Origin of the sequence: Celeribacter indicus, assembly GCF_000819565.1 — a bacterium.
Classification (GTDB): Bacteria; Pseudomonadota; Alphaproteobacteria; order Rhodobacterales; family Rhodobacteraceae; genus Celeribacter; species Celeribacter indicus.
This window is the reverse complement of record NZ_CP004393.1, coordinates 613126-625961: the sequence shown is the minus strand read 5'-3', so window position 1 is coordinate 625961 and position 12836 is coordinate 613126. Positions and strand designations below refer to the sequence as shown.

14 protein-coding genes are annotated in these 12836 nt (G+C 65.8%); 2 read left to right on the top strand and 12 right to left on the bottom strand.

What is annotated here, in order from left to right:
* Genes P73_RS03160 through P73_RS03135 form a run of 6 tightly spaced genes read right to left on the bottom strand, consistent with a single transcriptional unit; the run spans position 1 to position 4530 of the window.
* The gene (locus P73_RS03160; RefSeq protein ID WP_043868419.1) at positions 1 to 276 is read right to left on the bottom strand and encodes an HPr family phosphocarrier protein; all 276 of its coding nucleotides are present in this window, start codon (positions 274 to 276) and stop codon (positions 1 to 3) included.
* A gap of 39 nt (positions 277 to 315) precedes the next feature.
* The gene (locus P73_RS03155; protein WP_043871353.1) at positions 316 to 708 is read right to left on the bottom strand and encodes a PTS sugar transporter subunit IIA; all 393 of its coding nucleotides are present in this window, start codon (positions 706 to 708) and stop codon (positions 316 to 318) included.
* A gap of 14 nt (positions 709 to 722) precedes the next feature.
* On the bottom strand, positions 723 to 1604 hold the full coding sequence (gene rapZ, locus P73_RS03150) for an RNase adapter RapZ (RefSeq protein ID WP_052453529.1): 882 nt from the start codon (positions 1602 to 1604) through the stop codon (positions 723 to 725).
* 23 nt (positions 1605 to 1627) lie between these two features.
* Positions 1628 to 2095, bottom strand: coding sequence for an HPr kinase/phosphorylase (locus tag P73_RS03145; RefSeq protein WP_074743334.1), 468 nt, complete (start codon positions 2093 to 2095; stop codon positions 1628 to 1630).
* A 3-nt stretch (positions 2096 to 2098) separates the two neighbouring features.
* Positions 2099 to 3829, bottom strand: a complete 1731-nt coding sequence (locus P73_RS03140) for a sensor histidine kinase (RefSeq protein ID WP_052453014.1) — start codon at positions 3827 to 3829, stop codon at positions 2099 to 2101.
* Positions 3829 to 4530 carry a response regulator transcription factor gene (locus P73_RS03135; protein WP_043868417.1) on the bottom strand — a complete coding sequence of 234 codons (702 nt, stop codon included), beginning with the start codon at positions 4528 to 4530 and terminating at the stop codon, positions 3829 to 3831. Before P73_RS03135 ends, P73_RS03140 begins: the two co-directional genes overlap by 1 nt.
* Before the next feature lie 379 nt (positions 4531 to 4909).
* On the opposite strand from P73_RS03135, the gene P73_RS03130 reads away from it, so the two are divergent.
* A complete protein-coding gene (locus P73_RS03130; protein ID WP_043868416.1) occupies positions 4910 to 6508 on the top strand; it encodes a phosphoenolpyruvate carboxykinase in 1599 nt (532 codons plus the stop codon).
* An 85-nt stretch (positions 6509 to 6593) separates the two neighbouring features.
* Here the strand turns inward: P73_RS03130 and P73_RS03125 are convergent, their stop codons facing one another.
* Positions 6594 to 7364 (bottom strand): sulfite exporter TauE/SafE family protein, encoded by a 771-nt coding sequence (locus P73_RS03125; RefSeq protein ID WP_043868415.1) that lies wholly within the window; start codon positions 7362 to 7364, stop codon positions 6594 to 6596.
* 190 nt (positions 7365 to 7554) lie between these two features.
* On the opposite strand from P73_RS03125, the gene P73_RS03120 reads away from it, so the two are divergent.
* A complete protein-coding gene (locus P73_RS03120) occupies positions 7555 to 9228 on the top strand; it encodes an acyl-CoA dehydrogenase family protein (RefSeq protein WP_043868414.1) in 1674 nt (557 codons plus the stop codon).
* Between the two features lie 17 nt (positions 9229 to 9245).
* Here the strand turns inward: P73_RS03120 and recO are convergent, their stop codons facing one another.
* The 5 genes from recO to lepB all read right to left on the bottom strand — a co-directional run bounded on the left by recO (position 9246) and on the right by lepB (position 12750).
* Entirely contained in the window at positions 9246 to 9989 is a 744-nt protein-coding gene (gene recO / locus P73_RS03115; protein WP_043868413.1) for a DNA repair protein RecO, read from the bottom strand.
* A 63-nt stretch (positions 9990 to 10052) separates the two neighbouring features.
* Positions 10053 to 10388: a DUF1491 family protein gene (locus P73_RS03110; protein WP_043868412.1), complete on the bottom strand. Its 336-nt coding sequence runs from the start codon at positions 10386 to 10388 to the stop codon at positions 10053 to 10055.
* Complete coding sequence (era, locus tag P73_RS03105; RefSeq protein WP_043868411.1) at positions 10378 to 11289, bottom strand: GTPase Era; 912 nt, start codon at positions 11287 to 11289, stop codon at positions 10378 to 10380. The genes P73_RS03110 and era overlap by 11 nt, the downstream gene beginning before the upstream one ends.
* On the bottom strand, positions 11282 to 11971 hold the full coding sequence (gene rnc / locus P73_RS03100) for a ribonuclease III (protein WP_043868410.1): 690 nt from the start codon (positions 11969 to 11971) through the stop codon (positions 11282 to 11284). Before rnc ends, era begins: the two co-directional genes overlap by 8 nt.
* A complete protein-coding gene (gene lepB / locus P73_RS03095; RefSeq protein ID WP_043868409.1) occupies positions 11968 to 12750 on the bottom strand; it encodes a signal peptidase I in 783 nt (260 codons plus the stop codon). The genes rnc and lepB overlap by 4 nt, the downstream gene beginning before the upstream one ends.
* Positions 12751 to 12836 lie beyond the last annotated feature (86 nt).

Genomic DNA, 12836 nt, shown 5'->3' with positions numbered 1-12836 from the left:
TTACATATCCTCGCCAAATCTGTCCTTGATCAGGGCCTCGAGCGCGTCCGCCAGAGCTTCGGCGTCGGGCCCGTCGGTGGTGACGTCAATAAGACTTCCCTTGGACGCTGCCAACATCAAAAGCCCCATGATGCTGTCGCCGGCGGTGCTCATCCCGTCCCTGGAAACCTCGGCGCGGGCATCGTATTCCTCGACGGTTTCGACGAATTTCGCGGAGGCGCGGGCGTGCAGCCCCTTCACGTTGACGATTTCATGGGTGCGCGTCACCGATGCCATGCCCGTTCCTGCCTGTCGTTCTTCTTGTCGTTCCGCCGCCTAGCGGCCCTGCACGTCAAAGCTGTCTATATATTTGCGGCCGGCGTCGAGCGCGTTGACCACGGCCTCGTTCACCGTCTTGTGACGCGACTTCGCGAGCTTGATGAGCATCGGCAGGTTCGCGCCGTAGATGATGCGGCGGTTGTCGCGGTGACAGGCCATGAGCGACAGGTTCGAGGGGCTGCCGCCGAACATGTCCGTCACCACCACGACACCGTCGCCACTGTCGACATCGTCGGCCGCCGTGCAGATTTCCCGCTGCTTGGCAGAGCGGTCGTGATCCGGCTCGATCGCGATCGCCTCGATCCCCGACTGCTTGCCCACGACATGTTCGACCGCCGCCAGGTATTCCTTGGCCAGTCCCCCATGCGCGACGATGACGATTCCGATCACGCGAGTTTCCCCGATCACGTGCCGCCCCGGCGGCGTTCAAGTTCCCTGTGCCTTATTGACACTTGCCAATCATGTTCCGCAAGGGCTTTGGCCAGATTTTCGGCCAGCGTCACCGATCTGTGTTGCCCTCCCGTGCAGCCGAAGGCGATGGAGAGGTGCTTCTTTCCCTCTTCCCTGTAGGCGGGCAGCAGCAGGAGCGTCAGTTCCAGCACCTTCCCGAAGAAGGCCGCATATCGCGGGTCGGCCTCCACATGGGCCCTGACCTCCTCGTCGCGGCCGTCGAACCCGCGCAGGGCCGGTTCCCAGTAGGGGTTCGCGAGGAAGCGCACGTCGAAGACCATGTCGACCCCGCGCGGCATCCCGCGCTTGTAGGAAAAGCTCTGGACGGTGACGGCCATGTCGGCGGCGCTGCCCTCCGCGAACCAGCGCTCGATCTCGTCGCGCAACTGGTGCGGCGTCATTTCCGAAGTGTCGATCAGAATATCGGCGCGCGACCGGATCGGGACGAGCAGGTCCTTTTCCCGCGCCACGCCGTCCTGGGCGGTCTCCGCCGGGGCGAGCGGATGGCGGCGGCGCGTTTCCGAATAACGGCGGATCAGGACATCGGCTTCGGCATCGAGATAGAGCACCTCCGCCTCGAGCGCCGGATCGCGCGTCAGTTCGTCGATCACCTCGATCAGCCCGGCGACCGAAAAGTCGCGGTTGCGCACATCGAGGCCCAGCGCCATCGGCCGCGCGAGGTCGCGCGCGTCCAGCAGCTTCGGCAGGATCGACATCGGCAGGTTGTCGATCACCTCGTAGCCCAGATCCTCGAGCGCGTTGATCGCGGTCGAACGCCCCGCGCCCGACGGCCCGGTCACGAGGACGATCCGGCGCCGGACCCCCGGTTGCGTCAATGCCGTCTGCCCGGTCTCGTCGGTCACGCGCGGCGGCCTCCCTTGAGCCATTGGATGAGCGCCGGGGCGAAATGCGGTCCGTCGACCCGGCGGATGAGGGGAATCGGAACTCCGATCAGGACATGTTCGCGCGGCTCTGGCAACCGCTCGGCCTCGGTCGCGGCGAGGTCGACCAGCCCGCACAGCCGCGCCTCCGGCAGCGGATCGGCGGCGAGCAGGCCGAGGCCGCGCGCCTCGATCAGTCCGGCGATCGCCTCGGGCGCGCTGGCCATGAGCGCCTGCCCCTCCGCGTCGCGGCGCAGGAGCGTGCGGTCGTCAGAGACGAGCCGAGCGCCGAGCGCCATCAGCGCGAGCGCGAGCGAGGACTTGCCCGAGCCCGACGGCCCCATGATCAGCAGAGCCCGCGTCGCGTCGAGCGCCACGCAACTCGCGTGGAGATTGACCGGCGGCGGCGCCTCCCTGTCGCCCGAGGCTCCGGGATCCCGCGCCACGGGTCAGACCGGCAGGCCGACGACGAAGCGCGCGCCGAGAGGTTCGGAGGTGATGTCGGCATCCGTCGGGCGGATGTTCTCCGCCCAGATGACGCCGCCGTGCGCTTCCACGATCTGCTTGGAAATCGCGAGACCGAGGCCGGAGTTGTTGCCGAACTGCCCGGCGGGACGTTCGGAGTAGAAGCGCCTGAAGATCTTCGAGAGGGCCTGGTCGGGGATACCGGGGCCGGTGTCCTCCACCACCACGAGCACCCGGCTGTCGCGCTTGCGCACCCAGACGCGGATCGCGTCGCCCTCCTCGCAGAAGGAGATCGCGTTGGTGATGAGGTTGACGAAGACCTGGGCGAGCCGCGCCTCGAGCCCCGAGATGACGATCGGCGTGTCGGGCAGGTCGGAGATGAATTCGACCCCATTGCGCTGCGCCTCCTGCGACAGGTAGTCGATGAGGTTGCCGAGCATGGTCAGCAGGTCGAATTCCTCCTCGTCCTCCTTCACGAGCTCGCTGTCGAGCCGGGAGGCGTTGGAGATGTCGGAGACCAGCCGGTCGAGGCGGCGCACGTCGTGCTCGATCACGTCGAGCAGCTTCTCGCGATGCTCCTCCTTCCGGATCATCCGCAGCGACCCGACGGCGGAGCGCAGGGAGGCGAGGGGGTTCTTGATCTCGTGGGCGACGTCGGCGGCGAACTGTTCGTTCGCGTCGATCCGGTCGTAGAGCGCGGAGACCATGCCGCGCAGCGCGGAGGAGAGCCGGCCGATCTCGTCGGGGCGGCCGGAGAGATCGGGGATGCGCACGCGCCCCGGAGCGAGTTTGCGGCTGTTCTTGTCCCGGCCGATTTCGGCGGCGGCGGCGAGATCGGCGAGCGGATTGGCGATGGTGGAGGCGAGCACGAGGCTCAGCCCGATGGAGACGAGGAAGGCGATGACGAAGACCTGGAGGATCTGTTCGCGCTCCACCCGGACGAGTTCGTCGATCTCCCCCTCGCCGGAGACGAGGCCGACGACGCCGAGCGTCTCCACCCGGCCGTCCACCTCGCGCGTGATCGGCGCGGCCACGGTGAAGACCGTCAGGCCATGGGCGTCGACGCTGGTGTCGACATTGATCTCGTTTCCGAGCGTCCGTGCAACGAGCGGGGCGACGCGCGCCGCGTCCTCGGCGATCACGGCGTTCTCCGCGGACCGCGCGGGGGTGATCGCGGACCAGATATTGTTGAGGAAATCGGAGATGACGGTCGTCCGCCGTTCGTCCTGAAGGCCGGCGACATTGGTCGGCCGCACGCGCGGGAGGCCCTCTGTCGAGGCGATGAGCGCGCCCTCGCGGTCATAGACGTAGACATGCTCGCGCAAGGGGATGGCGATCACCTCCGCGATCCTGCGGGCTCCCTCCGCGCTGGCCATGCCGCCGGGCACACCGTCCTCGCCGGCGTAGACCTCGATCATGTCGGCAATCAGCGCGGCCTCCGTCACCATCGCCATCTCGCGCTGGGTCACGAGGCTGTCGCGGAAGGGGTTGAGGTAGAGGATGCCCGCGACCATCAGGATGATGGCGACGAGGTTGAAGGTGACGATCTTCTGCGCCAGCGGGGAGCGGTTGATCGCGATGAAGCGGCGCCCCTCGCGCCGCGCGCGCAGGTCGGCGTCGGAGGTGCGCGGCGCGATCCAGTCATCGCCGAGCACGACATCCGCGTTCTCGCGCCTGCGTTTCGCCGGCCTGTCCATGCGGGGGGAAAAGACCATTACTCCTCGTTATACCTGTACCCGATGCCATAGAGCGTCTCGATCGCCGCGAAATCGGGATCGACGCTGCGCATCTTCTTGCGCAGGCGCTTGATATGGCTGTCGATCGTCCGGTCGTCGACATAGACCTGGTCGTCATAGGCCACGTCCATGAGCTGATCGCGCGACTTGACGAAGCCCGGACGCTGCGCGAGCGCCTGGAGCAGGAGGAATTCGGTGACGGTGAGCGTCACGTCCCTGCCCTTCCAGGTCACGGCGTGGCGCAGCGGATCCATCTCCAGCCCGCCGCGCACCATGACCTTCGTCTCCTCGGCCTCGCCGGTCTCCGCCCCCGCCATCGCCTCCTGGCGGCGCAGGAGCGCGCGGATCCGTTCGACGAGGAGGCGTTGCGAAAACGGCTTCTTCACATAGTCATCGGCCCCCATCCGCAGCCCCAGCACCTCGTCGATCTCGTCGTCCTTGGAGGTCAGGAAGATCACGGGCATGTTCGTCTTCTGGCGGACGCGCTGAAGCAGGTCCATGCCGTCCATGCGCGGCATCTTGATGTCGAAGACCGCCATGTCGGGGAGGCGCTTGCTGAACGCGTCCAGCGCCGATTGGCCGTCATTGTAGGTCTCCACCTCAAATCCCTCTGCCTCAAGGGTCATGGAGACGGAAGTAAGAATATTCCGATCGTCATCTACCAGCGCGATGCGAGACATTTTCCGTTCCTTCAACTGCTCTATTGCTCTATGAAAATCTGTTTTTTGCGGCATCATCCGGTTTTCACCTCTCCAGATCAAGCGAAACCGCGAATCACGGCCCCGGACCGGATCATCCAAATCGGAAAATTTCAAGGAATGGCTAAATTGCCTCACCTCCCGCCGTTCCCTGTCCAAACGGTCAGCTTTCGGTAGACGGGTTTTCGCCTGTTTGCGCTACCTGCGGCATGGTTGCGCTACCAACTGATTTCCTTGCTGTTTACGCGAGCGGCTCGCGTGATATAGCAACCCGGTCGGGTGTCAGGGATCGCCCGGCCGCGAATGGCCCTTTCGCGAGACTGACCTATTCAAAACGCCGACGAGGCGGGGAGTTGAACTCATGACAACCGGACGCGTGAACCCGGCTTTCACATTGGACGATCAAGGCATCACCGGGCTTGGCAATGTCTACTACAACCTTCTCGAACCGGCATTGATCGAAGAGGCGCTCAAGCGGGGCGAAGGCACGCTCGGCAAGGGCGGCTCGCTGATGGTGACGACTGGGGAACACACCGGGCGGTCGCCAAAGGACAAGTTCGTGGTACGAACCCCGGAGGTCGAAGACACGATCTGGTGGGAAAACAACAAGCCGATGGATCCTGCGAAGTTCGATGTGCTCTATGCCGACATGCTCGAGCACATGAAGGGCAAGGACTATTTCGTCGAGGATCTCTATGGTGGTGCGGACCCGGCGCATCGTCTCGACGTGCGCGTCGTCACCGAACTCGCCTGGCACGGGCTGTTCATCCGCACGATGCTGCGCCGTCCCGAGCTCAGGGAGCTCGACGATTTCACCGCCGATTACACGATCATCAACTGCCCGACCTTCACCGCCGACCCGGAGAAGCACGGCTGCCGCTCGGGCACGGTGATCGCGCTCAACTTCACGAAAAAGCTGATCCTGATCGGCGGCACGCAATATGCCGGCGAAAACAAGAAGGGCGTGTTCACGCTGCTGAACTACATCCTTCCGGGCAAGGGCATCATGGCAATGCACTGTTCCGCCAACCACGCGCCGAACAACCCGGTCGACACGGCGATCTTCTTCGGCCTGTCGGGCACCGGCAAGACGACGCTTTCCGCCGATCCCTCGCGCGTGCTGATCGGCGACGACGAGCACGGCTGGTCGGAACGCGGCACGTTCAACTTCGAGGGCGGCTGCTACGCGAAGACGATCAACCTCTCGGCCGAGGCCGAGCCGGAGATCTACGCGACCACGTCGAAATTCGGCACCGTGATCGAGAACATGGTTTATGACGCGCATACCAAGGAGCTCGATTTCGAGGACAACTCGATCACCGACAACATGCGCTGCGCCTATCCGCTGCACTATATCTCGAACGCCTCCGACACCGCGCTCGGCGGGCATCCGAAAAATATCATCCTGCTGACCTGCGACGCCTATGGCGTCCTGCCGCCGATCGCGCGGCTCACCCCGGCGCAGGCGATGTATCACTTCCTTTCCGGCTTCACGTCCAAGACGCCGGGCACCGAAGTGGGTGTGACCGAGCCGATTCCGACCTTCTCCACCTGTTTCGGCGCGCCCTTCATGCCGCGCCGTCCGGAGGCCTATGGCAACCTGCTGCGCGACAAGATCGCCAAGCACGGCGCGACCTGCTGGCTCGTGAACACCGGCTGGACCGGCGGCGCCTTCGGCACCGGCTCGCGGATGCCGATCAAGGCGACGCGCACGCTGCTGCACGCCGCGCTCGACGGGTCGCTCGCCAATGTCGAGTTCCGCAAGGACGAGCATTTCGGCTTCGAGGTTCCGGTCTCCGTTCCGGGCGTGGCCGACCTGCTGCTCGACCCGCGCCGCACTTGGGCCGACAAGGAAGCCTTCGATGCGCAGGCCGAGAAGCTGGTGAAGATGTTCGCCGACAATTTCGAGCAATACCTGCCCTATATCGACGAGGACGTGAAAGCCGCCGCGATCGGCTGATCCGCCCCACCCGAAAGGCAGACAGACGCCCCGGCCCCGTGCCGGGGCGTTTTCCTTTGCCGGACCGCCGGACGGAGCGGGCGGTTCAGACCAGCCCGCGGCGGATCAGGTTCGCGCCTGCAAGAAGCAGCACGATGAGCGTCGCGCGTTTGAATTTCTGCTGGTCGAGACGGTCCTGGACGCGCTGTCCCAGCGCCATCCCGACCAGCGCCGGCAGGAACAGCGTTCCTGAAAGCGTCAGGGTCTGCGGATTCAGCACGCCGGAGCGCAGATGCGCGAACAGCAGCGTCAGCGATCCGGTGCCGAAGATGACGCCGGTGATCTTGATCTGCTGCTTTTTCGGCGTGTCCGCCGCGGTGAGATAGGCAATGGTCAGCGGCCCCCAGATGCCGGAGATGCCGCCGATCAGCCCGGAGAGGGCACCGAGACCGAGATCATAGAAGCTGCGATGCCCCTCGGAGATGCGCAGCGCGCGCCCGATCAGGAGATAGGCGGCGAGGCCGACGATGATCAGACCGAGCGAGAGGAAGACCACCGACTGCGGCAGCACGACGACGAGCTGCGCGGAGAGCACGATGAACACCAGCAGCGCAACGATATAGAGCCGGTAGAGCCGGGCCGCCGCGATTGCCTCCGCCACCCCGCCGCGCAGAGACTGCCAGAGGTTCAGAAGCACGGTGGAAACGATGATCCCCGCAAGCGCGGTTTCCGGGGCGAGGATGGATCCGAGGCCGGAGATCATGATCATCGGCATCGCAAAGCCGGTGGCGCCCTTGACGAAGCCGGCGACGAGGGTGACGGCGAAGGCAAAGACGATCTGCGACGGGGTGAGGAGGGACAGAAGGGTATCGAACATGCCTCCAGTTAGGCGCTTCGCCGGGGCTTGGCCAGCGCAAAGCACGGGCGCTGCGACGGGTTCGACACCGCCTGTGGCGCAAAAGCCGTTGCGACACTTTAATTCCCATGAGCTGATTATATCAGAATAATATTGCGCTGCGACTGCAAAGGCGCTAGACAGGCCCAAGAGATGCCGAAGGAGAGAGCCCATGGCCCTTGATCATGAGGAGATGACCGTGACGAACCCGATCCTGCCCGATCTGCTCGCGCTGACGGGCGCCGCGGTCGCGCCTGTCGAAGCCCTGCTCGACCGGGCGCGGGGGGCGTTGCGCGGCGAATGCCTGGACGGGGATCGCGTGTCGGGCCGGAAGATCGAGGAGAACCAGACCGCCGTGCACGGGCTTGCCTGGCTCGCCACCTATGTCGAGGCGCTGCGCCAGATGCAGAAATGGGCCGAAACCCTGACCGGAGAGGGCCGCTTCGGCGAGATGGAACAGCTCCTCCACCAGATCGCCTTCGGGGAATATCTGAGCCAGATCTACGGCGGGATCCCGATGAACCAGGGCGAGATCGTGCGCCTCTCCGATCTCGGGCTCGGCCTCGTCCCCCCGTCCAGGGAAGAGGTCGTCCGGCTCATGCTCGACGGCAACAGCGCCGCCGCGCGCACGCGGCTCGTGGCGCTGATGCGCGACAACACGGGCCATGCGACCTTCGGCGCCTCGGGCCTCGACGAGGAGCTCGAGATGGTGCGCGACCAGTTCCGGCGCTATGCCGATGAAAAGGTCGCCCCCTTCGCGCATGACTGGCACCTGCGGGACGAGCTGATCCCGATGTCGGTGATCGGGGAGCTTGCCGACATGGGCGTCTTCGGCCTGACGATCCCGGAGGAATTCGGCGGCTTCGGCTTTCCCAAGGCGGCGATGGTCGTCGTCTCGGAGGAATTGTCGCGCGGCTATATCGGCGTCGGCTCTCTCGGCACACGGTCGGAGATCGCAGCCGAGCTGATCCTCTCGGGCGGCACCGATGCGCAGAAGGCGGAATGGCTGCCGAAGATCTCCTCCGCCGAGGTGCTGCCGACCGCGGTGTTCACCGAACCCAACACGGGCTCCGATCTCGGCAGCCTGCGCACCCGTGCGGTCCGGGAGGGCGAGACCTACAGGATCACCGGCAACAAGACCTGGATCACCCATGCGGCGCGCGCCAATGTGATGACGCTTCTCGCGCGCACGGACCCGGCGACGACGGATTACCGCGGCCTGTCGATGTTCCTCGCGGAGAAGACGCCCGGAACGGAGGGTAATCCCTTCCCGACCGCCGGCATGACCGGCGGGGAGATCGAGGTGCTGGGCTATCGCGGGATGAAGGAATACGAGCTCGCCTTCGACGGGTTCGAGGTGAAGGCGGAGAACCTTCTGGGCGGCGAGGAGGGACAGGGGTTCAAGCAGCTCATGCAGACCTTCGAGAGCGCCCGGATCCAGACCGCCGCCCGTGCCATCGGCGTCGCCCAGAACGCGCTCGAGGTCGGCCTGCAATATGCCGAAGAGCGCAGGCAGTTCGGCAAGCCGCTCATCGACTTTCCCCGCGTCTCCGGCAAACTCGCGATGATGGCGGTCGAGATCATGGTGGCGCGGCAGCTCACCTATTTCTCCGCCTGGGAAAAGGACCACGGCCATCGCTGCGATATCGAGGCGGGGATGGCGAAACTGCTTGCCGCGCGTGTCGCCTGGGCGGCGGCGGACAATGCGCTCCAGATCCATGGGGGCAACGGTTTCGCCCTGGAATACCAGATCAGCCGCATTCTCTGCGACGCGCGCATCCTCAACATCTTCGAAGGCGCGGGGGAGATCCAGGCGCAGGTCATCGCACGCCGTCTGCTCGGCTGATCTCCCTGCCATCCCTGTCAAAAGGGTGGCGCCTCCTGAGCCGCCCTCTTCGCGAGCCGGTCGAGAAACCGCTCCCGCGCCGCGGGCAGCGGCCGGTCGGACAGTTCCGCCGCGATCTTCGTCAGGAAATGGCCCGTGGTGGCAAGCCCCTCCCCGATCTCGGCATAATCGAGCGAGGACTGGCCCAGAAGGCATTGCGGCAGCGGCAGGAGCCGGCCGGCCCATTCCCCCGCGCCCTGCCGGCTGACCGCGCGGCCGGTCTTCGGCGAGACATAGATGAGATCGTCCGGCGAGCCGGTGACGGCACAGGCGGAAAGGTCGAGGCCGAATCCCAGTTCCTCGAGAAGCGACACTTCCCAATGCAGATAGGCCAGCGGCCAGCGCGGATCCGTCCCGATCCGGTCGAACAGCGCGAGGCTTTCGGCGTAGAGATAGCCATGCGCCTCCCGCTCGGGCAGCAGCGACGAGAGCATGGCGGTCATCGCGGTCAGGCCCGCCAGCGCCATGGGATCGGCCATCACATGCGCGCGGCTCCGGAGCGGTTCGACGGCGAAGGCGCCCAGATGATCCTCGAGCCGCGCCTTCCACGTCACCGCCACCTGCCCGCCCGGCTGGAGATGCGGCGTCATCCTGCGCGAGATGCCGCCGCGCACCACCCCCGCGTGGCGCCCATGACCGTGGGTGAAGACCTCGACGATCACCGAGGTCTCGCCATGCCTGCGCACGGCGAGCACCACGCCCTCGTCCCGCCATTCGATCATGGCCGTCCCTGCTTTTTGCTGCCGAAAATACTCACGTCACCCTGCGCCGTCACGGGCGCGAGGTCAATCGGACAGGCCCGGCTCGTCCAGCAGCGTGCGGCCCTGCCGGTCCTCCACCTCGATCACCCAGAGGTCGGGATCGAAACCGCGCTGGCGCGCGAGCGCCGCATCCACCTCGCGCTCCGGCCCCTCTGCGAGCACCGTCCAGTCGCGACGGTCCTCCATCAGGTTGAACGCGCGCTGATAGGCCGCCGCACGCCCGTCGAGCGTGTTGAGCTTCACCATCACCGCCCCCGCCGTCGCATCGCCCCGGTGGACGACGAAGGCGGGAATGTCCGCGAGCCTCAGCCGGGTGAGATAGGCCGAGACCCAGACGCCGGCGGCGAGCCTAGTTGCCATCTTTGAAATCGAGGCCCATCTCGCCGTAGCGCTCGGCCTCCTCGAGCCAGTTCGGGCGCACCTTCACCTGAAGGAACAGATGCACCTTGCGACCGAGGAACTCCGACAGTTCCTCGCGTGCGGCGCGGGAGATCCGCTTGATCGTCTCGCCGCCCTTGCCGAGGATGATGCCCTTGTGCCCGTCGCGGGTGACGTAGATCACCTGATCGACGCGGGCGGAGCCGTCCTTGCGCTCCTCCCAGCTCTCGGTCTCGACGGTGAGCTGGTAGGGCAGTTCCTGATGCAGGTTGAGCGTGAGCTTCTCGCGCGTCATCTCGGCGGCGATCATCCGCATCGGCAGGTCGGCGATCTGGTCCTCGGGATAGAGCCACGGCCCCTCCGGCAGTTCCGCGGCCAGCCACTTGCGCAGGTCTGCCACGCCCTTGCCCTTCTCGGCGGAGATCATGAAGGTCTCGTCGAAGGCCCGGCGCGCGTTCATGTCCTGCGCGAGCGCGAGCAGCGTCTCGACCGGCACCATGTCGATCTTGTTGATCGCCAGCGCGATCTTCTGGTTCGGGTTCGAATGGGCGTCGAGCGCGGCGAGGATGGCCTCCACGCCTTCGGTGATCCCGCGATGCGCCTCGATCAGCAGCACCACGATATCGGCATCCGCCGCCCCGCCCCAGGCCGCTGTGACCATGGCCCGGTCGAGCCGCCGCTTCGGCTTGAAGATCCCCGGCGTGTCCACGAAGACGATCTGGCTGTCGCCCTCCATCGCCACACCGCGGATGCGCGCGCGGGTGGTCTGCACCTTGTGGGTCACGATCGACACCTTTGCGCCGACCATCCGGTTCAGGAGCGTCGATTTCCCCGCGTTCGGTTCTCCGATGAGGGCGACGAATCCCGCTTTCGTTTCAGCCATTCCCGGCCTCCAATCTCAGCAACAGCGCCTTGGCGGCCGCCTGTTCGGCCTGGCGCTTCGACATGGCCTCGGCGCTTGCGCTCTGCCCGCTTTCGAGGGTGACCTCGATGGTGAAGACCGGCGCGTGGTCCGGCCCCTTGCGTGCAAGTTCGCTATAGCTCGGCGGTTTCTGCCCGCGCGCCTGCGCCCATTCCTGAAGTGCGGTCTTGGCGTCGCGCGCATCCGCCTCCACCGCGCCGATCCGCTTTTCCCAGAGCCCGCGCACGAGCGCCTTCGCCGCGTCGAACCCGCCATCGCGGTAAACGGCGGCGATCACCGCCTCCATCGCGTCGGCGAGGAGCGCCTCCTTGCGCCGTCCGCCCGACATCATTTCAGACCGGCCGAGCTTCAGCACCGCGCCGAGATCGAGCTCGCGGGCCACCTCGGCGCAGGTCTCCTTGCGCACGAGCGCGTTGAAGCGCGGGGCGAGCTGTCCCTCCGACGCGCTCCTGTCCGCCTCGAACAGCGCCTCGGCCATCACCAGCCCGAGCACGCGGTCGCCCAGGAATTCGAGCCGCTGGTTGTCTGGCCGCGTCGGCGAGGAGATCGAGCTGTGCGTGAGCGCGCGCACCAGGAGCGCGGGATCGCGAAAGCTGTGGCCGAGGCGTTTCTCGAACGCCTTGAGGTCCGCCCCGAGTTTCACTGCAACGCCTTGAAGAAGCGATCCTTGCGCCAGGACCAGACATAGACGAGATGCTTGCCGCCCGAGGAGAACATCACGCGATCCACCCGGCCGAGAAGATACTGTTCCGGCACGAAGCCGACGCCCGCGGGCTGCGCCACACGGCTGTCGGCGGAGTTGTCGCGGTTGTCCCCGAGAAAGAAATACTGCCCCGCGGGCACGGTGAAGACGCCGGTGTCGTCGACGCGCGTGGTGCCGACGTTGAGGACCGAGTGCTGCCGTCCCCCCGGCAGGGTCTCCACGTATTTCTCCTTCACGCATTCCCCGCCGATCCCCGGCGCCGGGTTGGCGCAGCGCGGCAGGCTGCCGGCGGCGCCCTGGGGTGCATAGGTTTCGGTGAAGACGCCGTCTTCGGTCTGCGGCACCTCTTCACCGTTGAGATAGATCACGCCCCCGCGCATCTGGATCTGGTCGCCGGGCAGGCCGATCAGCCGCTTGACGAAGGTGCGGTGCTGCGTCGGGTGCTCGAAGACGACGATGTCCCCGCGTTCCGGTTCGGAACCGAGGATCCGCCCGGAGATCGGGCAGAGGAAGTTCACGAGCTTCGGACAGGACCATTTCGAATAGCCGTAGCTCATCTTGTTGACGAAGAGGAAATCGCCGATGAGCAGCGTGTCCTTCATCGAACTCGACGGGATGTAGAAGGGCTGGAAGAAGAACGTGCGGAAGATCCCGGCGATCAACAGCGCGTAGACGATGGTTTTGATGGTTTCGACCAGGCTGTCTTTGGTGCTGCTCATCTGGGTCACGAGTCCTTCTGGCGGTTGGCGCGGCTCACAGGCGTTCATGGAAGGCGGCGCGAGGGGTGTCAAGGCAAACCCAATGC

Excerpts from the sequence above, each read along its gene's own strand:
- P73_RS03135 (WP_043868417.1), bottom strand. The coding sequence starts at position 4,530 with ATGTCTCGCATCGCGCTGGTAGATGACGATCGGAATATTCTTACTTCC.
- P73_RS03125 (WP_043868415.1), bottom strand. The coding sequence starts at position 7,364 with ATGTTCGATACCCTTCTGTCCCTCCTCACCCCGTCGCAGATCGTCTTT.
- P73_RS03110 (WP_043868412.1), bottom strand. The coding sequence starts at position 10,388 with ATGGCAACTAGGCTCGCCGCCGGCGTCTGGGTCTCGGCCTATCTCACC.
- P73_RS03140 (WP_052453014.1), bottom strand. The coding sequence starts at position 3,829 with ATGGTCTTTTCCCCCCGCATGGACAGGCCGGCGAAACGCAGGCGCGAG.
- lepB (WP_043868409.1), bottom strand. The coding sequence starts at position 12,750 with ATGAGCAGCACCAAAGACAGCCTGGTCGAAACCATCAAAACCATCGTC.
- P73_RS03120 (WP_043868414.1), top strand. The coding sequence starts at position 7,555 with ATGGCCCTTGATCATGAGGAGATGACCGTGACGAACCCGATCCTGCCC.
- P73_RS03160 (WP_043868419.1), bottom strand. The coding sequence starts at position 276 with ATGGCATCGGTGACGCGCACCCATGAAATCGTCAACGTGAAGGGGCTG.
- era (WP_043868411.1), bottom strand. The coding sequence starts at position 11,289 with ATGGCTGAAACGAAAGCGGGATTCGTCGCCCTCATCGGAGAACCGAAC.
- P73_RS03130 (WP_043868416.1), top strand. The coding sequence starts at position 4,910 with ATGACAACCGGACGCGTGAACCCGGCTTTCACATTGGACGATCAAGGC.
- recO (WP_043868413.1), bottom strand. The coding sequence starts at position 9,989 with ATGATCGAATGGCGGGACGAGGGCGTGGTGCTCGCCGTGCGCAGGCAT.